Here is an 18,951-nt window from a genome sequence, read left to right as displayed (position 1 = left end):
TCCCCGCCCGGCTGCGGGCCGGTCGGCATCGCCACATCCGATGCCGCAGCGACCGGTGCGCGGGACACGCCTCCCCGACTCCGCCAGAAGGCAATCGCCATGACTTCCGCAACGCGTTCGAATCGAAAGACGATGCTTGTCGCCGCGCTCGTCGCCCTGCTGGCCTCGACGCAGGCGTTTGCTGCCGACGGCGACAAGTCGACCATCAAGGGCTGGATCATCGCCATCAACGGCAATGACGTGACCGTCCGCGACGACGCCAAGGTCGACCACCACATCGTGGTGACGCCGCAGACCACCTACAAGCAGAAGAAGGGCCTGACCGGCGTGGTCTACGAGAAGTCGCAACAGGGCGCGCTGCTGCCGGGCCTGACGATCACCGCGGACCTCGTCGCCACGGGCAAGGAGCAGCATGCGACCGGCATCTCGTTCACGTCGGAAGACCTCAAGACCGCCCGCCAGGTGCGCGCAGGCACCGGCAAGGAAATGGAAGGCATCCACAACCGCATGAACGACTTCGGCACGTACGAAGCGTTGCAGACAGTGGACGTGCTGTTCGATACCGGCAGCAGCAAGCTGTCGGCGAAGGCGCAGACGGACCTGCAGGGCCTCGCCAAGAAGGCGAAGGAAACCAAGGGCTACCAAGTCGTCATGCAGGGCTTTACCGATTCGACCGGTGACGCGAAGAAGAACGAGCGGCTCAGCATCGCGCGTGCGCATGCCGTCGCGCAGTACCTGCAGACCAAGGGCGGACTGATGCCGGGCCGCGTGCGTGAACCGGACGGCATGGGCGTCGCCGCGCATGCGGGCACGGGCAGCAACGCGAACGCGCGCAAGGTGACGGTGAAGCTCGTCGTCGACAAGGGCGTGAACGCCGGCGCGAAGTAACGGCTGGCCGCGATGGACTCCCTTGGAACGCCCCGCTCCGGTGGGGCGTTCCGCGTTCGGCGGTTGACGCGCTCAGCGATGCGCGAGCGCGTAATCCAGCGCGGCGCGAACGGCCGCGACCTGCGCTTCGTTGCATTGCTCCGGCGTCGCGCGCGGGCTGTCGGGATAGACCTCGGTGGTGGTGACGTACGGCGCATCGGTGATGCCCGCGCACAGGCCGAGCTGCTTCAACGGATAGTTGATGACGCCATGAGCGGCCACCGGCGAGCCGATGATCAGTCCGTTCGCGTCGGCCGGCGCGATGTGCGTGACCCCGGCGACGGCCGCGATGATCGCGTTCTGGAATTCCGGCTGCGGATTCGCCGTGTCACCAACGACGTAGAAGCCATCGGGCACGCCATCCGGTTCGAACGGCTTGCCGTCGCGCGCGGCAAGCGCAGGACGGAACTCGCTCTCGTCGCTGTCGGTGGTTTCGTGCAGGTCGACGTGCACCAGCACGCGATCGCGGAGCGGTGCGACCAGCCGCATCAACGCGGTCGACTCGTCGGCCTTGCCATCGACGCGGAACGAGCGGTTCGGATCGATCGCATGCAGGTTCCAGCGATGGATGCGCTCGTAGGCCCATGGGCTCACGCACGGCGCGACGAGCAGATTGATGCGCCCGGCGTAATCCTCGCCATGGCGCTCGACGAACAGCAGCGCGCCATGCACGCCACTGGTCTCGTACCCATGAACACCGCCGGTGACGAACGCGACCGGCAGATCCTCGCGCCAGTCGCGGCTGCGGATCGCGAGCAACGGGAACGTCTCGCCGTCGTAGTCCAGCGTGCCGTACTGCTCGACGTCGAAGCGGTCGCGCAACCGGTCGATGACGCTGACGACCTCGCCGGCATAGCTACGCTTGCGGCTCTGCGTACTGCGCCACGCGGCGAATTCGGGTTCGCCCCAGGGCTGTCCCGGCGTGCCGATCGGATACGGCGCGTTGCTCATGTCGACGATGCTCCTGCTGCGGTCTGTCGATCGACTCTAGCACCGCGTGCCGCGTCGATTCCGGCAGGCCGGCGCGGTTCACGGTGATGGACGCGCGGCGCCGGTCCGTCGTCGTCCTGTTCGCGCTCGCCGCGATGTGGACGCGCGCCGGACTCGCGCAGGACATCGAGCCCCGTGCGTATTCGAACGCGCCCGTCGGCGTGAACTTCGTCATCGTCGGCGACGTGCTCGCGCGCGGCGGGCTCTCGTTCGATCCGTCGGTGCCGCTCGACGACGCGCATCTGGACACCCGGACCGTCGTGCTCGCCCATGCGCGCACGCTCGACCTCTGGGTCGCTCCGGAAAATTCGACGCGATCGTGCCGTATTCGCACATCGACGGCACCGCGCGGTTCATGGGCGATACCGTGTCGCGCGACATCAGCGGCTTCGCGCGCCCGGCATTGCGCGTGTCGATGAATCTCTACGGCGCGCCCGCGCTTGATGCCCGCGAGTTCCACGGCCGGAAGCAGGATCTGATCGTCGGCGTGAGCCTGCAGGTCGCGCCGCCGTGGGGTCAGTACGACGCGACGCGACTGGTCAACGTGAGCAGCCATCGGTGGTCGGTGAAGCCGGAGATCGGTGTGTCGAAAGCCTGGGGCGCGTGGACGCTGGAGGTGCAGGCGGCCGCGACGCTGTTCGGCGACAACGATCGCTTCCTCGGCGACAACGTGCGCTCGCAACGACCGGTGTACGCGCTTCAGGGCCATGCGATCTACGGATTCGCGTCCGGCACGTGGCTGTCGCTGGACGCGACGTGGTTCACCGGCGGGCGCACGGACGTCAACGGACGCGTCAACAACGACCTGCAGCGCAACGCGCGCATCGGGTTCGTTTTCGCGATGCCGGTCAACCGGCGCAACTCGGTGAAGTTCACCGCGAGCAGCGGCGTGGTGACGCGCACGGGCAGCGATTTCGACGCTGTCGGTATCGCTTGGCAGTACCGATGGGGCGGCGGGTTGTGAGCGCGCGGCCTACCATTGCGCATCTGTCCGTCCCGTCGTCCCTGCCGATGCTTTGTCGCGTTGCCCTGCCCGTTGTCGCGTCTCTCCTGCTCGCCGCGTGCGGGCGCGATGCAACGCCCGTGGCGGCGCCGGCCGCGCGTGCGCAGAAGCCGTCGCGCACGAACGTCACCAGGCTGTCCGACGCCCAACGGCTCGCACGCATCCTCGACGCCGACAACATCGGCCGCCGCCTCGACATCTTCGAACGCGTCGCTGGCGAGCCCGACGACGCCACGGCGACCACGTCCACCTACACCGTTGGCGGTTGCACGGTCGACGTGGAGACGGCCGATCGCGCCATCGTCTGGATCAACGTCGAACTGGACGGCCCGGCGTGCAGCGTCGACCTCACGCCCGTCCTCCATCGCAAGCGCGTCGTGCGCGCGGGCGCGCCGCTGACGTATGCCGAACTCGAGCAACTGGTCGGCGCTCGCGCGGAGTACAAGGTGCTGTGCCTGGCGTCGACGTGCGGAGCCGACGGGCAACCGGATTTCGAGGCGGTGTTTCCGGGTGTCGCAGCCAACAACTTCATCGCGGTCGCGGGCGCCTCGGATCCGCTCAGCCCGGGTGCGCAGCGGCAGGTCAACGCTTGGGTCCACGCGCTCACGGCGGCCAACGGCGACTTCAACGTGCTCACGGAGTTGCGCTGCACGCGTGCGTACGATCCGGTCGCACGCAAGGCGCTGGCGAGCGCCGTGGTGCAGAGGATCGGCTTCGGCGAGAACGAGGATGCCGACTGCGAAGCGGACGACAGCGGGGACGAGGACGTCGCGCCGACCGTCTCGAATGCCGGTGTGGTCCGCGCCTGACCAGACTATCGGACCGGCGCACATGCGCAGATGCCCGATAGACCGCAAGCCTGGAAAAAGCGGGCGAGGCCGCCCTGCCGTGCCGAAGACTTCACGCTCACCGGTCCCACGACACCGCTCGTCGGGCAGAGCCGCTTTCAAGCCTCATCTGCCTAAACCGCCGCGGACGTTTACGCCAGACTGGGCCGGGGGCGACGCGCGAGCCGCAATCTGCAGGCAACGCGGACGCAGCAAGCTAGGGACACCACCGATTCGGGGGCGGGCTGTGCTTCTGCCGGAAGGACGACTTCTTCCGCATGTCACCGACCTGGGCGGCTGCATCGCCAGCCACCGGGTGATGGTCGATCGCGCGCCGATCCGCTGGATGTACCGCTCGCACCCGGTCTGGCCCGGCGATTCCGGCTGGCGCTTCTTTTCCGGCGACGAGGACGACGCCGACATGGTCGACCCCGACTGCTTCGGCATCTACGCGGTCGAGGCGATCACGGCGTTCGATCCCAGCATCGTGCCGTGGCTGTTCCAGCCGATCGGTTCGACACTGGAGCGCGACGAGGCCACGCAAGGTTTCGTCGAAGCGGTCGCCTGGCGTTCGGTGGGCCTGCGCTGATCGATCGCGCGCTTCGAGGCGACTCGCGACGTCGCGCATCGCGTTGCCGGTATCGTGTCGCTCCCGCTGCGCTAACCGACACCGATGCCCCGCTACACCGGCCCGCTCCTCACCCGCCCCGACGCCGACGCGCTGCTGCGCGCGCGCGATGCCGGCGCACGAGAATGGATCGGCTCGCTCGACCTCGGCCGTTCGACGGGCACCGCGATGCTCGCGCCCGAACAGTGGACGTGGAACGGCGCCGCCTATCCGTACCCGGGCCGACTCAAGGACCGCACGATCCACTACTGGGACGGCGACGAGTTCGCGGCCGTGTCGCGCTACGCCGGCTCGTTGATCAAGCTCGTTCCCACCGACTGGGGCGTGCCGACGTTCGAGATCGACGGCATCAAGATGCTGCCGACGTCGAAGGCCTCGCCACTGGACGATGCGCGTCGCAAGGTCGCGCTCGTCGAGCCGCGTGGCAAGGTCGTGCTCGACACCTGCGGCGGCCTCGGCTATTTCGCCGCGTGCTGCCTGGATGCCGGCGTTGCGCGCATCCGCTCGTTCGAGAAGAACGAAGACGTGCTGTGGCTGCGCACGATCAACCCCTGGTCGCCCGATCCTGATGCACCGGAGGCCGGCGGGCGGCTCGAACTCACGCACGGCGACGTGTCCAAAGCGATCATCGAGATCGCCGACGCCTCCGTCGACGCGATCCTGCACGACCCGCCGCGCTTCGGCATCGCCGGCGAGCTCTATTCGCAGGCGTTCTACAACGAGCTCGCGCGCGTCATCCGTCGCGGCGGCCGCCTGTTCCACTACACCGGTTCGCCGAACGCGCTGACCAGCGGCCGCGACGTGCCGAAGGAAGTGGTGAAGCGACTTCAGGCCGCGGGATTCAAAGCGGAACCGGCACTGGACGGCGTGTTCGGCGTGAGGCGCTGATCGGGCGCGTTCGCTCCACTTCAAGTTCGCTTCACGCGTCGCCCATCGGGGCTTTGCACGCGAGCCGCACGCTCGTTGCATCGTCCTCCAGCGCGGCCGCATGTCCCACTCCACCCATTTAGACGTCGACCTCGTCATCGTCGGCGCCAGTTTCGCCGGCGCAGCGTGCGCGTTGGCGGCCGTGCAGCGCGGACTGCGCGTCGTCGTGCTCGAGCGCAAGCGCGACCCCGGCGCGAAGCTGCATACCACCGGCATCATCGTGAAAGAAGCCGCGGAGCAGACGCTGCTCAACCGCTTGCCGCCGTCGATGACGCGCCGCATCGAGCAGGTGCGGCTGTATGCGCCCAGCCTCAAGCAGGTCGCGCTGGCGGCACCTGGTTACTACTTCCTCACCACCGACACTCCATCGGTGATGCGTTGGCTTGCCGACGAACTGCGCGCGCACGGCGTGGACCTCCGGCTCGGTTGCGCATTCACCGATGCGCGTCCCGTCGACGGCAGATGGGACGTCGACGGCGTCGGCCGCGTGCGCTACCTCGTCGGTGCGGACGGCGCGCGCTCGCGCGTCGCGCAACGCTGCGGACTCGGCCAGGTGCGGCAGTTCCTCTACGGCGTCGAATACGAGTTTCCGGGCGCGCGGCTGGCGCAGCCCGACGCGTTGCACTGCTTCATCAGCAAGCGCTACGCGCCCGGCTACATCGGATGGATCGCGCAGAGTCCGACGGGCATCCAGGCCGGACTCGCGCTGCGCCATGATCCCGAGCACGCGCGCGTGCCGGACATCGAAGGTTTCCTGTTGCGCGTCGGCCACGCGGGCGGATTGCCGCGCCACCTCAAACCAGGCGCGACGCGTGCGGGCCTGATTCCCTGCAGCGGACCGGTGCTCGACATGGCGCGCGACGGCGCCATCCTCGTGGGCGACGCGGCGGGCATCGTGTCGCCCGTCACCGCGGGCGGCATCCATTCGGCGTGGGAGCACGGCTGGGCCGTGGGATGCGCGATCGCGGCGCACGTGCGCGATGGCGGCCCGCAGCCGGAAGCCGTCGCCGTCGAGGCGGCGCCGCGGTTCCGCACGAAGCGCGCCTTGCGCTGGGCGTACGACCGCCTCCAGTTCGACTGGCCGTTCGACCTGTTGCTGCATTCGCCGCCGCTGCGCTGGGCGGCCGAGCAGGTCTACTTCCACAAGCGTCGCGCCTAACGGCCTCCGCCGTGCGACAGCCGGTATCGACGGCAGCGCGCGGCCGTAGCGCGCCGCCGCATACTGGGGGAAACGGCGCAGGACGCGGCCGCCTTTCAGGGGAAGGCCATGACCGCAACGATGCCTCCGCTCACCGAGATCCTCGACCTGCTGCCGGACGCGATCTGCGTGGTGGACGCCGACGGTCGATATCTCCACGTGAGCGCGGCCTACGAACGCATCTTCGGTTACGCACCATCCGACGTGGTCGGCCGCGCGATGATCGAGCTCGTGCATCCCGACGATCGCGAGGCGACGCTCGCGGCCGCGCAACGCATCATGGACGGCACGCTGCAGCGCCACTTCCGTAACCGCTACCTGCGCAAGGACGGACGCGCGGTCGACGTGCAGTGGTCCGCGCGGTGGCTGCCGCAGTACGGCGTGCGCGTCGCGATCGGACGCGAGGTGACGGAGCTGCGTCGCGAGGAAGCCGAGCTCGAACATCTCGCACGGCACGACGCGCTCACCGACCTGCCCAACCGCTACCACCTGCAACGCGAGCTTCGCCTCGCGCTCGAACGTGCAGCGGAAACCGGCACCGGCCTCGCGGTGCTGTATCTCGACCTCGACGGCTTCAAGGCGGCGAACGACCGCTGCGGCCACGCCGCCGGCGACCGCGTGCTGTGCGACGCCGCGCATCGCCTGCTGGAAGGCCTGCGCCAAGGCGACCTGCTCGCGCGGTTCGGTGGCGATGAATTCGTCGCGCTGCTGCCCGGTTGCCGGGATGCAGCGTCCGCACACAACGTCGCCGACGCATTGCGCACCCGGCTACGCGCACCGTTCGAACTGCCGGACGGGCCGATCCAGCTCGACGTCAGCATCGGCACCGCCTGCTTCCCCGACGACGGCGCTTCGGTGGAATCGCTGCTGGTGCAGGCCGACCGCGCGATGTACGCCATCAAGCGCACGCGTCCGCATCATGCGGCCGACATGCCGATCGGCGCCGCGCTGCCGGACTGAATACTCACGCGGCATGCACGTCGCTGTCGCCGACCGCTGACGCGGTCTGGACATCGGGCTGGCTACGTTGCGGCGGTCGGTTCGCGCGGCCGAATGCGTCGACGCGCACCGTAATGTCCCCCGCCCTCCGAGGCCGCGTCCATGCGTTCTTCCCCCTCGTCCCGCTCGCCGGTAGCGGACGCGCTGTACGGTCTGCTCAATCCGATTCCGTTCGGCTGCTTCGTCGCCGCGCTCATCTTCGACATCACTTACGCGCGAAGCGCGGAGATCATGTGGACGAAGGCCGCCGCCTGGCTGATCGTCATCGGCCTGTTCGCCGCGATCATTCCGCGGCTGGTGAACCTCGCGCAGGTGTGGTTCACCTCGCGACGCGCGTTCACTCGCGCGCACCGCATCGACTTCTGGCTCAACGTCGTTGCGATCATTGCGGCCATCATCAACGCGTTCGTGCACAGCCGTGATGCCTATGCCGTGGTGCCCGAAGGCGAGTGGCTGTCCTTGCTGACCGTCGTGCTGATGGCGATCGGCGCGATCGTCGTTGCGACCGCTCGCCCGACTGTGGAGGTGACGCCGTGATCCGCGCACGCACGCTCCTGGCCGTTTCGCTCGTCTCGGTGCTCGCGGCCTGCAGCAACCGCGCATCGCTCGACCCGTCGCAGCAGTCGGGCAGCGCGCCGCCGCTGCCGTCGCCGCGCGATTTCCTGCTGCCACCGATGCAGGTGCCGAACGGCGTCGGCTGGTCGCAGGGTCAGGCGCCGACCGTGGCCGCGGGCCTGCGCATCGACAAGGTCGCAGACGGTCTGAAGCATCCGCGTCAGCTGCTCGCGCTGCCGAATGGCGACTTGCTCGTCGTCGAATCGAATGGCCCCGGCACCGAAGCGACGACGACGCCGAAGCAATGGATCGCCGGCAAGATCAAGGCGAAATCCGGCAAGGGCGGGAAAGGCGGCGATCGCATCACCTTGCTTCGCCCCACCGCGTCGGGCCCGTGGGAGCAGCACGTCCTCGTCGAGCATCTGCATTCGCCATTCGGCGTGCAGCTGATCGGCGACGCGCTGTACGTCGCGAACACCGACGCGATCGTGCGTTTTCCGTTCCATGTCGGCGAAACGCGCATCAACGCGCCGGCCACGTACTTCACCGACCTGCCCGATACCATCAACCATCACTGGACGAAGGCGCTGCTCGCGAGTCCCGATGGATCGAAGCTGTATGTCGGTGTCGGCTCCAACAGCAACGTCGGCGAGAACGGCCTTGAAGTCGAATATCGCCGCGCGGCCGTGCTGGAAGTGGACGTCGCCTCCGGCGGCAGCCGCATCTATGCGGCCGGCATCCGCAACCCCACGGGCCTCGATTGGAATCCGTGGACGCACCAGTTGTGGGCGATCGCGAACGAGCGCGATGAGATCGGTGCCGATCTCGTCCCCGACTACCTGACGTCCGTACGCCCGGGCGGTTTCTATGGCTGGCCCTACAGCTATTACGGGCAGCACGAGGATCGGCGCGTGGTGCCGCAGCGTCCGGATCTCGTCAGGAAGGCGATCGCGCCGGACTACGCGCTCGGCTCGCATGTCGCGGCGCTGGGGCTGCACTTCTCCGAAGCGAACGCGCTTCCGCCGCAGTACCGCAGCGGCGCGTTCGTCTCCGAGCACGGCAGCTGGGACCGCTCGCCACTGAGCGGTTACGCGGTCGTCTTCGTGCCGTTCAAGGACGGGCGACCGACGGGACTCCCGCAGACGCTAGTCAGCGGCTTCTATTCGAAGGACGAGAAGCAGCTCTACGGCGCGCCGGTCGGTCTGGCGCAGGATCGCGACGGCGCACTCCTCGTTGCGGACGACGTCGGCAACACGGTCTGGCGCGTCAGCGCGCGTTGATCGACGCGGCGGCGTTGTGCGTTCTCACGCTCGCGCAGCGCCGTTTGCTCCCTTATCGACCCTCGACCATCACGATGGCCTTCGTCGCTACCCGAGGTGCACCATGCTGCAGACCGCCGCGATCCTCCTTCTGATCACCGCGCTCGGGGGCCTCGTCATGGCGGGTATCCGCTTCGCCGGCAAGCGCAATCCACCGGCGTGGCTGGCGATGGTGCACGGGCTTCTCGCGGCGTCGGGTCTCACGCTGCTGCTGTATGCGGTGCTGACGGGCAGCGCGCCACCGCTGGCGTCGCTCGCGGTCGTACTGCTCCTGCTTGCCGCCGGGGGCGGCGCAGTGATGAGCCTCGTCTACAAATGGCACGATCGACTGCTGCCGTCGTGGCTCGTCGTCGGGCACGCGGTGCTCGCGATCGGCGGCTTCCTGTGCGTGCTCGCCGCTGCATTCGGTTGACGGAACGATCGGGCGACGGAACAAGCCGCCGCCCGATGGGACATCGCCTCAACGCGCTGCCGCCTTTCTCGCAGGCGCCTTCTTCGCAACGCTCTTGCGTGCCGGCTTCGACTCGTTGAGCGCGATCGCGGCGCGAATCAGCGCCTTCAACGCCCTCTCGTCGAGACGATCGTCCTTTCGGATATCGATCGCGCGCCGCGTATTGCCGTCGAGGGTCGAGTTGAACAGCTTCGACGGGTCCGGCAGCGAGGCGCCCTTCGCGAAGGTGAGCTTGACCACCTCCTTGTAGGTCTCGCCGGTGCAGACGATGCCGGCATGCGACCACACCGGCACCCCGCGCCACTTCCACTCCTCGACGACGTCGCCGTCGACCTCGTGGATCAGGCCACGTACGCGCGCGAGCATGGCGCCGCGCCAGTCACCGAGTTCGGCGATCCGGCCGTCGATCAACGCCGACGGCGCATCGCCCGTCGGCACGTCCGAGAACGTCTTCGCGTGCATGGTCGTCTCCTCGATGCGGCTCAGGCGGTGGCGCGGTGCGACTGGATCATCTTCCAGCCGTTGCCGGACGGATCGCGGAAGCCGGCGTCCACGGTGCCGTAGCGTTCGACGGGCTCCTGCGTGAACTCGACGCCGTGCGCCCGCATGCGTTCGCAGGCGGCGAAGCAGTCGTCGACCACGAGCACCAGAGGCGGCATCGCGCCCTTGGCGACGAGTTCGCGCATCGCCTTGGCGGTGGCTTCGTCGAGTGTCGGCGCCTGGGGCGCGAACAGGCCGAGCTGGAACGACGGCTGGTCGGGATGCTGCACCGTCAGCCAGCGGTAGTCGCCGTTGCGCGCGTCGGTGTGCACGCGGAACCCCAGCTTGTCGACATAGAACTGCAGCGCTTCGTCCTGGTCGCGGACGTAGAGACCGACGACGGCAACTCCCTGGCTCATTTCGATTCCTCGTGGTGGGTGGCGCCATTAGACGCCTGCGCCTCGCGGCGGCGCTTCTCCGAAACTGCGATGGTGAGGCCGGGCCGTTCGGCCGCGCTCAGGTAGCACCCCGGCACCGGCGCGCGCTGCTGCGGCATCGCCTGCACGCGCTCGCGCACGGCGGTCGGGCTCTCGCCGGTGATGTCGCGAAAGGTGCGACCGAACGTGCCGAGGCTGTTCCAGCCCGTCTGCAGGGCGATGTCGATGATCGGCAGGTCGGTATCGCGCAGCAGCGCCGTCGCGCGTTCGATGCGGCGCGTGAGCAGGTAGCGGTGCGGCGGCAGGCCGAACGCGTCCCTGAACGAGCGTGCGAAGTGGGCTTCGGACACGCCACTGACTTTCGCCAGCCGCGTGATCGGCCAGGCCTCGTGCGAGGCGGCGTCCATGCGGTCCTTCGCGCGGAGCAGGCGGCGCAGCAGGCGCGGGTCGGCGGACGTGCCAGTGCCCGTATCGGCCGAGGCGGCCAACCTCGATCTGACAGCGCGCGGCGCCATCAGCTCAAGCTCGGGCACGCCGACGCACCCACCATCCCGCCACCGACGAACTCCGGCCCCGCAACCGGAGACGGGTTGCCCGCAAAGCGTCGCGACGCGAAGGCGTCGACCTGGAACAGGAGAAGGCGCATTGCGCCGGACCATATCGCGTCCGGCCGCTCGCCGCGCGTCCGGTGTCGCATCGCTGTCATCCGCTGCGCGTCGATCTGAAACATTCGCAGACGACGCTCCCGCGATCCCCCACCCGAGCTCGCCCATGCGCCCGATCCATCGCCTGTCGTCCGCCATTGCCCTGCTGCTCGCCGCCGGTGCGGCGTCCGCCGAAGTCCGGCTCGTCGCCATCGACGGCCTGAGCGCGCAGGACGGCGACCGCAACGCCGCCACGGCCGCCCCGTTGGAGAACGGGGTCGCCGGCAACCTGTTCGGCGGCATCGGATCGGGCCTTGCGTATGCGGGCAACGGTTTCTTCCTCGCCCTGCCCGATCGCGGCCCCAACGTGGTGCCGTACGACAGCGCGGTGAGCGACACCACGACCTACATCCCGCGCTTCCACACGCTGCGGCTCGACCTGCTGCCCGCGCGCCGCGGCGATGCGATGCCGCTGCGCCTGATGCCGCGCCTGCTCGCGAGCACGCTGCTGCACTCGTCGCAGCCGCTCGTGTACGGCGACGGCCGCAACGTCGGCGTGCCCGATGGAACGCCCGCGCTCAACCGCAAGAACCGCACGTACTACTTCACCGGCCGCAGCGATGCGTTCGATGCGAACGCGCTGTCGACGAATGCGCGCGATGGCCGCCTCGATCCCGAAGGCATTCGCGTCTCGCCGGACGGCCGCAGCGTCTACATCACCGACGAATACGGCCCGTTCGTCTACCGTTTTGATCGCGTGACCGGCCTGCGCACGCGCGCTTACGCATTGCCCGCGTCGTTCGCGGTGCCGCACAAGAACGCGGTGGGTGACGCCGAGGTCTCCCGCAACACTCTAGGTCGCGTCGCCAACAAGGGCATGGAAGGACTCGCCATTTCGCCCGACGGCCGCACGCTGTTCGGCGCGATGCAGAGCCCGCTGCTGCAGGACGGCGGAACGAACGCGCCTTACGTGCGCATCGTCGTCATCGACACCGTGAGCCGCGCGACGCGGCAGTACGCGTATCCGCTGACGAACATCGGCACGGCGGCCAAGCCGAAGTACCCGACGGTGAGCGAAGTGCTCGCGATCAATGACCACGAAATGCTGATCGACGAACGCGACGGCAAGGGCTTTGGCGATGGAAGTCCGGCGGCGTTCAAGCGCATCTATCGTGTCGACCTCGCGGGTGCAGCGAGCGTCGACGCCGTCACTGGCGCCGCCAACCTCGCGCCGCGCGCAGTGACCAAGACACTCTTCCTCGACGTGGTGCAGGCGCTGACCGCGCACGGCATCCCGGCCATCGATATCCCCGCCAAGCTCGAGGGCATCGCGTTCGGCCCGGACGTGCGCGTCGACGGCCGCATGCGCCACACGCTGTTCATCGCGAACGACAACGACTTCCTGCCGTCCGTCACCGATGCCGGGCATCCGTCAGGCGCGGCGAACCCGAACATGTTCTACGTGTTCGCCTTCGACGGCACGGACCTGCCGGGCTACGTGGCGGCGCGTGAGCACTGAGATCGGAACGCGTTCCTGCGGCGCACGGACGCGCCGCGTGACGCATGAATCGCGATACGCCAAAGCGTCGCTTAGGACGCCATCGCCGACGTACGCGCAAGCTCGGTGTCGATCGCGCAATTCTCGAGCGCGCAGGCCGCGACGATGGCCAGATCGCGCACCGCCGCCATTTCCACGGCCGACGGCCGCCGGATATCGCGGTAGTACGTTCCGAAGGTGCCCAGCACGCGATCGTTGAGCAACGACTTGATCGGTCGGCTCCAGGCGCCGACATAACCCAGCGCGAGCGGAAGATGGCGCAGCTCGCGCCATTTGCCGCATTCCATGAAGTTGGGCGTGAACACGTCTTCGCCCGTGGCCGCCGCTGCCGCGCACGTACCCACCTCGGCGTCGGGCCGCAGCCCGTCGATCGCGTCGGTGTACTCGCGCGGCAACTGCGGCGCGACTGCGCTCCGCAACACGCCACTGCGATTGATCACGAGGATCGACGACGCCGCGCCGTCGCCTGCCACCTGCTCGGCCGCACGGGCCAGCTCATCGAGAATTTCCAGGACGGGAGCGCCGGAACGAATCCGTTCCAGACTCGCGTCGCATACCGCCTTCACCGCCGTCACAGGGTCCGCCCCGCTGGAAAACGCGGCCGGACTATAGCGAACCCTGCCGCGCTGCCGCGTCAATCCCGGTCCGGCGCCCCCAGCGGAAACAGCGGGCGATACGGACGCGCTTCCTCGACCGCCCGGGCGAACGACGGCCGCTGCAGCAGGCGGGACCGGTAGGCCCGCAGCGTCGGATACGCATCGCCGATCGGGTGCACCCAATCCGCGTAGAAAAGGGATGGGGCGGCGGCGCAATCGGCCATGCTGAACGTGTCGCCGGCCGCCCATTCGCGCCCCTTCAGGCGCGTTTCCAGCCAGCCGTACGCGGCTTCCAGCGCCTCGGACGAGCGACGACGCGCGTCCTCCACGCGGCCGTCCGGCCGCAGCGCTTCGGCCACCGGCTGTTGCATCGGCGTCATGACGTGCTGGTCGAACACGCGGTCCATGAAACGCACTTCGAGCGCCTCGTCCGGATCGTCCGGCAACAGCGGCACCGGGCCGCGATGATGCAGGTGCAGGTGTTCGATCTGGATGCTGGATTCGACGATCGTGCGGCCATCGTCGACGAGCACCGGCATGCGCTTCATCGGCCACAACGCGATCCATTCGCCCGCGACATCGGGATCCGATACCACGCGGTAGTCGAACGGCAGCGCGTTCTCGTACAGCGCAATGAGGACCTTCTGGCAGTACGACGAGAACGGATGGCCGTAGAAGACGAGCGACATGCGGGATCCTCGGGGGGCGTAACGCGCCTGGCATCAGGTCGATGGCAGGAATCTACCTTCAGCCGCGCCAGTTCGCGTGCGTGCGCCAGAACTCGACGCTGCGCAGGTAGGCCTCGCGATCGAGCGGAACGCCGGAGCCGCCCTCCTCGACGCCCAGCGCATTGCGCATGATCGTGATCGGCGCCATGGGCGTTTCCGCAGGCTCGGCCGTGTACATGCAGCCGACGACGCCCCAATCCGCATCGATGCGCGTGCCTTCCTTCTCCAGCTGCTCGCGGCTGTAGAGGATCGGGATCAGGTACGCCGCGACCGGCGGCTCCAGGCCTTCGAACCAGCGCACCAGTACGGGGAGTTCGTCGCGGTTGCGTGCGTCGTAATCCGAGCGCAGCAGATGACGATTGTCGTCGGTGATCGGCACGGCGAGACAGCTCGTCGATGTCCAGTTGCGATGCACGTGCAGCTTGCAGAACGGCGCGTAGCCGTCGAGCACCCTCAGCGGCGGCACCTCGTTGAGATGCGCCTCGAACTGCTCGGTCGTGATGTCCTGGATGGTGTTGCGCCGCGGCTCGCGCGGAAACAGTCGCGGGCGGGCGAATTCGGTGAGAACGATGGACATGGCCACGACGCGTCGGAGGTCGCCTGGATTATCCGCGAGTGGGCGTCAGTGGCGCAGGGGCTGGCTGGACGCCGTGACAGCGACATCCGCGCACGACGTGTCGATCGCGTGCACACGATGCTCGGGATTCATTGACGGCGAAGTGGCGCTCGCTGCCGTCATCCCTTGCCCCGCCATTCACCGCCCCGCCTCTATACCGGCGGCTCGCCGCTCCGGAGCTGCCCATGTCCCGTCCCGCACCGCCGACCGTCGCCTCGCTCGATCTCACCCTTTATCTCGGCACGTGGTACGAGATCGCACGTCTTCCCATGCGCTACGAACGCTCGGACTACACCGACGTCAGCGCGACCTACAGCCTCGACGCCGACGGGAGCGTGCGCGTGCAGAACCGCGCGTTCGATGGCAAGGGTGAGCTTCAGGAGTCGATCGGCCAAGCCAAGCCTGTCGATGCGAACGACAAGAGCCGTCTGGGGGTCACGTTCCTGCCGGAAGGCCTGCGCTGGATTCCGTTCACCAAGGGCGACTACTGGGTGCTGCGCATCGACGACGCCTACCGCACCGCGCTCGTCGGCAGCCCGGACTACGAGTACCTGTGGCTGCTGCATCGCGAGCCCACGCTCGATGCCGCCACGCGCGACGACTTCCTCGGCACCGCGCGCAGCCTCGGCTACGACCTCGCCAAGCTGATCACGACGCCGCATACGGGCCGTCGCACCGCATAGCGTAGTTTCCGACATACGGTCGACGTCATGGACGGCATGCGAACACGCGCTGTGCGAGCGTCGACGGCTTCGATGCCGTCGCCGACCCGCATGCCCCGTTCGCGAACCCGCGCCCTCGCCGCCCTTCTCCTCGCATCCGCGTTCGCCGCGCGCGCGCATGCAGCCGACGTATGCGCGGATCCGTCGGCGTCGACGACCGGGACGACTGCGTCGCGCATCGCCGCCGTCGCCTGCGCGGAGCACGACCTCTGGTACGCGCCCTTCATCGACGAGAACGGGCGCCTCGCGAACCTGCGCATCTCCGAAGCCGAAGGCCTTCGTCTGCGCGACGGCGCGACGCCGGCGTGGCGACGCGTCGCGAACTACTGGCAGGGCAGCGGCGCACAGTGGCCGGCGTCGTCGATGCCTGCCGGCGCGGATTGCAGCGGCGCGGGCGGCGACGTCGCATCGGCGCTATGTCGCACGTTCCTGATCGACACCCCGTGGTCGGCGGTGTTCGTGTCCTACGTCATGACGCGCGCGGGCGTGCCGGGGTTCCAGCCGTCCGCACGCCACGTCGACTACGTGCGCGATGCCTTCCTGCACGGCGACACCGGCCCCTATCGCCTCGCGGATCCCGATGCCGTCGCGCCTGCGGTGGGCGACCTCATGTGCTTCGCGCGCACCTCGCAGGTGTTCGGCGTGCAGGGGTTCCGCCAATGGCTGGACCGCCCATTCGCCGGCAGCCTGCCGATGCATTGCGACATCGTGGTCTCGACGTCGAACGGCCGCGCGCGCCTCGTCGGCGGCAACGTGCTGCAAGGCGTGACGATGCGTGTGCTTCCGCTCAACCGCCTCGGCCAGTTCTGGTCCCTGCCCCGTCGCGTCGGCGGCGAGCCCGACTGCGATCCCGGCAACCCGTCCGCCTGCAACTTCAATCGACAGGACTGGGTCGCGCTGCTCAAGCTCAACCCGTCGGCGAACGTTCCCGCGACGAGCCCGCTGACGCCGACGGCGCCGACGAGGTGCTGCGTCGTCTGCATGCTGCCGATGGCGCCCGACATGAAGCGGTGCCCGGCGCCCGCGACGGAGCCCGTGCAGCGGACGCCGGCACCATAGTCGCCATTACGTTAAACGGACGAGCCAATCGTCCCCGCGTACGAGGTGCGACACGTCATCGAGCCGCGTGTCGTCCGCCCGTACTTGAACGCCTGCCTGAGTAGACGGCCAGCAAGCGCCCGGGCATCGCGCTCCTGCGGACCGCGTCTCGACGACACGATCCGCAGAAGCCTCATGCATCACCAGATCCGCACCCGATCCCCAGGTGCGCGCCACATCGGCTGGCCCGGCTTCACGTTGAACGCCTGGTAGAACTCGGGGACGTTCGACATCGGGCCGAGCACGCGCCACTTCGCGGGTGCGTGCACGTCGGAAAGCAGGCGCTGGCGCAGCTTCTCGTCGCGCTGCTGGCTCATCCAACCCAGCGCGTACCCGAGGAAGTAGCGCTGCGTCGGCGTCAGGCCGCCGATCGACTTGCCCTGCTTGTACTGCGCGGTCTTCTCGAAGGCTTCGAGGCCGAGCAGCACGCCGCCGTAGTCCGCGATGTTCTCGCCGAGCGCGGCCTTGCCGTTGATGTGCAGGCCGGGCAGCGGCTCGTACGCGTTGAACTGGTCGACCATCTTCTGCGCCGCGGCGTTGAAACGCGCGGCGTCCTCGGGCGTCCACCAGCCGGAGAGGTTGCCCTTCGCGTCGAACTGGCGGCCTTCGTCGTCGAAACCGTGCGTGATCTCGTGGCCGATCGTGCTCGCGGCCACGTAGCCGTACGCCACCGCGTCGTCGACCTTCGCGTCCGGCACGCCCGGCACCATAAAGATCGCCGCCGGCAGCACGATCTCGTTGTTCGACGGGTTGTAGTACGCGTTGTACGTCTGCGGCGTCATGTCCCATTCGGTGCGATCGACCGGCCTGCCGAACTTGGACAGGTTGTCCTGGAACTGCCAGCGCTCGGCGTTCATCACGTTCGCGGCATACGAATCACGGCCGACCTGCAGTGCGGAGTAATCCTTCCACTTGTCCGGATAGCCGACCTTCGGCGTGATCGCGGCCAGTTTCGCGAGCGCCTTCGACTTCGTTTCGGCGCCCATCCAGTCGAGGCGTTCGATGCGGTCGCGATACGTCGTGCGGATCGCTTCGACCATGTCCGAATAGCGTTTCTTCGACGCCGCCGGGAAATAGTCGCGGACGAAGATGCGCCCGAGCACCATGCCCATCGCGTCGTTCTCTTCGTCGAGCACACGCTTCCAGCGCGGACGCTGCTCCTGCTGGCCCGACATCGCGCGGCCGTGGAAGTCGAAGTTCTCGGCGTCGAACGTACTCGAGAGGAAGGGCGAGTACTTGTCGACGAGGTGATAGCGCAGATAGTCCTGCAGCACGCTCACCGGCGTCTCGCGAACGAGTTTGTCCTCGGCGGCCAGGAACTCCGGCTGCCCGACGATCACGTAGGTCGGATGCAGGTTCCAGGCGGCGAGGCGCGCGGTCCAGTCGATCGACGGCGTGTACTTCGACGTCAACTCCGCCGGCGACATCTTGTTGTAGTTCTTCTCCGGATCGCGCAGGTCCTCGAGCTTGCGCGACGCCTGGGCGAGCGCGGTCTCGAACGCCATCACCTTGTCGGCCGCGGCCTTCGCATCGTCGGGCTTGCGGCCGAGCAGCTCGAAAGTCCGCGCGATGTGCGCGACGTACGCGGTGCGCAGCTTGGCGACGCCCGCCTCCGGGTTGAAGTAGAAGTCACGCTCCGGAAGGCCCAGGCCGCCCTGCGAGACGTGCACCGCCATCGTCGCGCTGTCCTTGCTGTCCTGCCCGACACCCACGCGGAACAGCGCGCCGACGCCGATCGGTTTGAGCGCGAACACGCCGTCGAGGACCGCGCCGGTCGTGTCCATCGCGTCGATGCGCCCGAGTTCGACGTCGAGGGGACGCACGCCGAGCTGGTCGGCCTTCGCCGTATCCATCGCCGTCGCCCAGAAGTCGCCGATCTTCTGCGTGTCGCTGCCGGCGGCGGCCTTGGTCTTCGCTGCCGATTCGCTGATGGTGCGCAGCCGCGCGTACAGCTCGTCGTCGACCTCGTTGCCGATGCCCCAGCTCGACTCCGACTTCGGGATCGGATGCGCCTTCAGCCAGCCACCGTTCGCGTACTGGAAGAAGTCGACGCCCGGGTCGACCGAGCGGTCGAGATGCGCAGCGAGGAAATCCTGCGGCGTACCCGCGGCGACGGCGCCGCCCGTGGACAGCACGAGGCCAGCGGTGAACAGGGCAAGACGCACGGAAGACGCAAGGCGACCCATCGGGCACTCCGGGGGAAGGAATGAAGCGCGGACTTTGTCGAAGTCCGCAGCCCGCGCCAAGC

General features: G+C 68.3%; 22 protein-coding genes. 13 read left to right on the top strand and 9 right to left on the bottom strand.

Annotation, left to right across the window (positions count from 1 at the left end; genetic code table 11):
• The first annotated feature begins 99 nt into the window (after positions 1-99).
• Entirely contained in the window at positions 100-888 is a 789-nt protein-coding gene (locus EVS83_RS01100; RefSeq protein ID WP_166636741.1) for an OmpA family protein, read from the top strand.
• Positions 889-960: 72 nt separating this feature from the next.
• Here the strand turns inward: EVS83_RS01100 and EVS83_RS01095 are convergent, their stop codons facing one another.
• The gene (locus EVS83_RS01095) at positions 961-1,878 is read right to left on the bottom strand and encodes a M14 family metallopeptidase (protein ID WP_133498682.1); all 918 of its coding nucleotides are present in this window, start codon (positions 1,876-1,878) and stop codon (positions 961-963) included.
• Positions 1,875-2,189, bottom strand: a complete 315-nt coding sequence (locus EVS83_RS01090) for a hypothetical protein (RefSeq protein WP_133498680.1) — start codon at positions 2,187-2,189, stop codon at positions 1,875-1,877. The genes EVS83_RS01095 and EVS83_RS01090 overlap by 4 nt, the downstream gene beginning before the upstream one ends.
• Positions 2,190-2,236: 47 nt before the next feature.
• Here EVS83_RS01090 and EVS83_RS01085 point away from each other — a divergent pair, with 47 nt between their 5' ends.
• The 9 genes from EVS83_RS01085 (at position 2,237) to EVS83_RS01050 (ending at position 9,785) form a co-directional block, all read left to right on the top strand.
• On the top strand, positions 2,237-2,881 hold the full coding sequence (locus tag EVS83_RS01085) for a transporter (RefSeq protein WP_133498678.1): 645 nt from the start codon (positions 2,237-2,239) through the stop codon (positions 2,879-2,881).
• A gap of 119 nt (positions 2,882-3,000) precedes the next feature.
• Positions 3,001-3,729, top strand: a complete 729-nt coding sequence (locus EVS83_RS15535; protein ID WP_166636740.1) for a hypothetical protein — start codon at positions 3,001-3,003, stop codon at positions 3,727-3,729.
• 265 nt (positions 3,730-3,994) lie between these two features.
• Positions 3,995-4,336, top strand: coding sequence for a DUF2185 domain-containing protein (locus tag EVS83_RS15530; RefSeq protein ID WP_166636739.1), 342 nt, complete (start codon positions 3,995-3,997; stop codon positions 4,334-4,336).
• Between the two features lie 84 nt (positions 4,337-4,420).
• Positions 4,421-5,263 (top strand): class I SAM-dependent methyltransferase, encoded by an 843-nt coding sequence (locus EVS83_RS01075; RefSeq protein ID WP_133498674.1) that lies wholly within the window; start codon positions 4,421-4,423, stop codon positions 5,261-5,263.
• A 100-nt stretch (positions 5,264-5,363) separates the two neighbouring features.
• The gene (locus EVS83_RS01070) at positions 5,364-6,461 is read left to right on the top strand and encodes an NAD(P)/FAD-dependent oxidoreductase (RefSeq protein ID WP_133498672.1); all 1,098 of its coding nucleotides are present in this window, start codon (positions 5,364-5,366) and stop codon (positions 6,459-6,461) included.
• A gap of 108 nt (positions 6,462-6,569) precedes the next feature.
• Entirely contained in the window at positions 6,570-7,460 is an 891-nt protein-coding gene (locus EVS83_RS01065; RefSeq protein WP_133498670.1) for a sensor domain-containing diguanylate cyclase, read from the top strand.
• 141 nt (positions 7,461-7,601) lie between these two features.
• Complete coding sequence (locus EVS83_RS01060) at positions 7,602-8,036, top strand: DUF2231 domain-containing protein (RefSeq protein WP_133498668.1); 435 nt, start codon at positions 7,602-7,604, stop codon at positions 8,034-8,036.
• A complete protein-coding gene (locus tag EVS83_RS01055; protein WP_208108650.1) occupies positions 8,033-9,334 on the top strand; it encodes a PQQ-dependent sugar dehydrogenase in 1,302 nt (433 codons plus the stop codon). The genes EVS83_RS01060 and EVS83_RS01055 overlap by 4 nt, the downstream gene beginning before the upstream one ends.
• Positions 9,335-9,437: 103 nt before the next feature.
• Positions 9,438-9,785: a hypothetical protein gene (locus tag EVS83_RS01050; protein ID WP_133498666.1), complete on the top strand. Its 348-nt coding sequence runs from the start codon at positions 9,438-9,440 to the stop codon at positions 9,783-9,785.
• Between the two features lie 48 nt (positions 9,786-9,833).
• Here EVS83_RS01050 and EVS83_RS01045 read toward each other — a convergent pair whose 3' ends face one another.
• From EVS83_RS01045 to EVS83_RS01035, 3 genes are read right to left on the bottom strand one after another with little or no spacing between them, the layout of a single operon-like run.
• Complete coding sequence (locus tag EVS83_RS01045; protein ID WP_133498664.1) at positions 9,834-10,286, bottom strand: DUF1801 domain-containing protein; 453 nt, start codon at positions 10,284-10,286, stop codon at positions 9,834-9,836.
• Between the two features lie 20 nt (positions 10,287-10,306).
• Positions 10,307-10,723, bottom strand: a complete 417-nt coding sequence (locus EVS83_RS01040; protein ID WP_133498662.1) for a VOC family protein — start codon at positions 10,721-10,723, stop codon at positions 10,307-10,309.
• Positions 10,720-11,148: a helix-turn-helix transcriptional regulator gene (locus EVS83_RS01035; RefSeq protein ID WP_208108661.1), complete on the bottom strand. Its 429-nt coding sequence runs from the start codon at positions 11,146-11,148 to the stop codon at positions 10,720-10,722. Before EVS83_RS01035 ends, EVS83_RS01040 begins: the two co-directional genes overlap by 4 nt.
• Positions 11,149-11,512: 364 nt before the next feature.
• On the opposite strand from EVS83_RS01035, the gene EVS83_RS01030 reads away from it, so the two are divergent.
• Positions 11,513-12,904 carry an esterase-like activity of phytase family protein gene (locus EVS83_RS01030; RefSeq protein WP_133498660.1) on the top strand — a complete coding sequence of 464 codons (1,392 nt, stop codon included), beginning with the start codon at positions 11,513-11,515 and terminating at the stop codon, positions 12,902-12,904.
• Positions 12,905-12,975: 71 nt separating this feature from the next.
• On the opposite strand, the gene EVS83_RS01025 is transcribed toward EVS83_RS01030, so the two are convergent.
• The 3 genes from EVS83_RS01025 to EVS83_RS01015 are packed head-to-tail and all read right to left on the bottom strand — an operon-like array spanning position 12,976 to position 14,844.
• Complete coding sequence (locus tag EVS83_RS01025; protein ID WP_133498658.1) at positions 12,976-13,581, bottom strand: GAF domain-containing protein; 606 nt, start codon at positions 13,579-13,581, stop codon at positions 12,976-12,978.
• Positions 13,578-14,228: a glutathione S-transferase family protein gene (locus EVS83_RS01020; RefSeq protein ID WP_133498656.1), complete on the bottom strand. Its 651-nt coding sequence runs from the start codon at positions 14,226-14,228 to the stop codon at positions 13,578-13,580. Before EVS83_RS01020 ends, EVS83_RS01025 begins: the two co-directional genes overlap by 4 nt.
• Positions 14,229-14,286: 58 nt before the next feature.
• Entirely contained in the window at positions 14,287-14,844 is a 558-nt protein-coding gene (locus tag EVS83_RS01015) for a DUF3228 family protein (protein WP_133498654.1), read from the bottom strand.
• A 224-nt stretch (positions 14,845-15,068) separates the two neighbouring features.
• Between EVS83_RS01015 and EVS83_RS01010 the strand changes: the two genes are divergently transcribed.
• Positions 15,069-15,566 (top strand): lipocalin family protein, encoded by a 498-nt coding sequence (locus tag EVS83_RS01010; RefSeq protein ID WP_133498652.1) that lies wholly within the window; start codon positions 15,069-15,071, stop codon positions 15,564-15,566.
• Positions 15,567-15,656: 90 nt separating this feature from the next.
• On the top strand, positions 15,657-16,664 hold the full coding sequence (locus EVS83_RS01005) for a DUF2272 domain-containing protein (protein ID WP_166636738.1): 1,008 nt from the start codon (positions 15,657-15,659) through the stop codon (positions 16,662-16,664).
• 179 nt (positions 16,665-16,843) lie between these two features.
• On the opposite strand, the gene EVS83_RS01000 is transcribed toward EVS83_RS01005, so the two are convergent.
• Positions 16,844-18,889, bottom strand: a complete 2,046-nt coding sequence (locus EVS83_RS01000; protein ID WP_133498648.1) for a M13 family metallopeptidase — start codon at positions 18,887-18,889, stop codon at positions 16,844-16,846.
• Positions 18,890-18,951: the final 62 nt, after the last annotated feature.

Origin of the sequence: Cognatilysobacter terrigena (genome assembly GCF_004361065.1) — a bacterium.
Taxonomy (GTDB): domain Bacteria; phylum Pseudomonadota; class Gammaproteobacteria; order Xanthomonadales; family Xanthomonadaceae; genus Cognatilysobacter; species Cognatilysobacter terrigena.
This window is presented reverse-complemented; position numbering and strand designations above follow the sequence as displayed.

Coding starts and splice junctions, on each gene's coding strand:
- EVS83_RS01100 (WP_166636741.1), top strand. CDS start 100: ATGACTTCCGCAACGCGTTCGAATCGAAAGACGATGCTTGTCGCCGCG.
- EVS83_RS01095 (WP_133498682.1), bottom strand. CDS start 1,878: ATGAGCAACGCGCCGTATCCGATCGGCACGCCGGGACAGCCCTGGGGC.
- EVS83_RS01090 (WP_133498680.1), bottom strand. CDS start 2,189: ATGGGCGAGCACGACGGTCCGGGTGTCCAGATGCGCGTCGTCGAGCGG.
- EVS83_RS01075 (WP_133498674.1), top strand. CDS start 4,421: ATGCCCCGCTACACCGGCCCGCTCCTCACCCGCCCCGACGCCGACGCG.
- EVS83_RS01070 (WP_133498672.1), top strand. CDS start 5,364: ATGTCCCACTCCACCCATTTAGACGTCGACCTCGTCATCGTCGGCGCC.
- EVS83_RS01065 (WP_133498670.1), top strand. CDS start 6,570: ATGACCGCAACGATGCCTCCGCTCACCGAGATCCTCGACCTGCTGCCG.
- EVS83_RS01060 (WP_133498668.1), top strand. CDS start 7,602: ATGCGTTCTTCCCCCTCGTCCCGCTCGCCGGTAGCGGACGCGCTGTAC.
- EVS83_RS01050 (WP_133498666.1), top strand. CDS start 9,438: ATGCTGCAGACCGCCGCGATCCTCCTTCTGATCACCGCGCTCGGGGGC.
- EVS83_RS01045 (WP_133498664.1), bottom strand. CDS start 10,286: ATGCACGCGAAGACGTTCTCGGACGTGCCGACGGGCGATGCGCCGTCG.
- EVS83_RS01040 (WP_133498662.1), bottom strand. CDS start 10,723: ATGAGCCAGGGAGTTGCCGTCGTCGGTCTCTACGTCCGCGACCAGGAC.
- EVS83_RS01035 (WP_208108661.1), bottom strand. CDS start 11,148: ATGGACGCCGCCTCGCACGAGGCCTGGCCGATCACGCGGCTGGCGAAA.
- EVS83_RS01030 (WP_133498660.1), top strand. CDS start 11,513: ATGCGCCCGATCCATCGCCTGTCGTCCGCCATTGCCCTGCTGCTCGCC.
- EVS83_RS01020 (WP_133498656.1), bottom strand. CDS start 14,228: ATGTCGCTCGTCTTCTACGGCCATCCGTTCTCGTCGTACTGCCAGAAG.
- EVS83_RS01015 (WP_133498654.1), bottom strand. CDS start 14,844: ATGTCCATCGTTCTCACCGAATTCGCCCGCCCGCGACTGTTTCCGCGC.
- EVS83_RS01010 (WP_133498652.1), top strand. CDS start 15,069: ATGTCCCGTCCCGCACCGCCGACCGTCGCCTCGCTCGATCTCACCCTT.
- EVS83_RS01005 (WP_166636738.1), top strand. CDS start 15,657: ATGCCCCGTTCGCGAACCCGCGCCCTCGCCGCCCTTCTCCTCGCATCC.
- EVS83_RS01000 (WP_133498648.1), bottom strand. CDS start 18,889: ATGGGTCGCCTTGCGTCTTCCGTGCGTCTTGCCCTGTTCACCGCTGGC.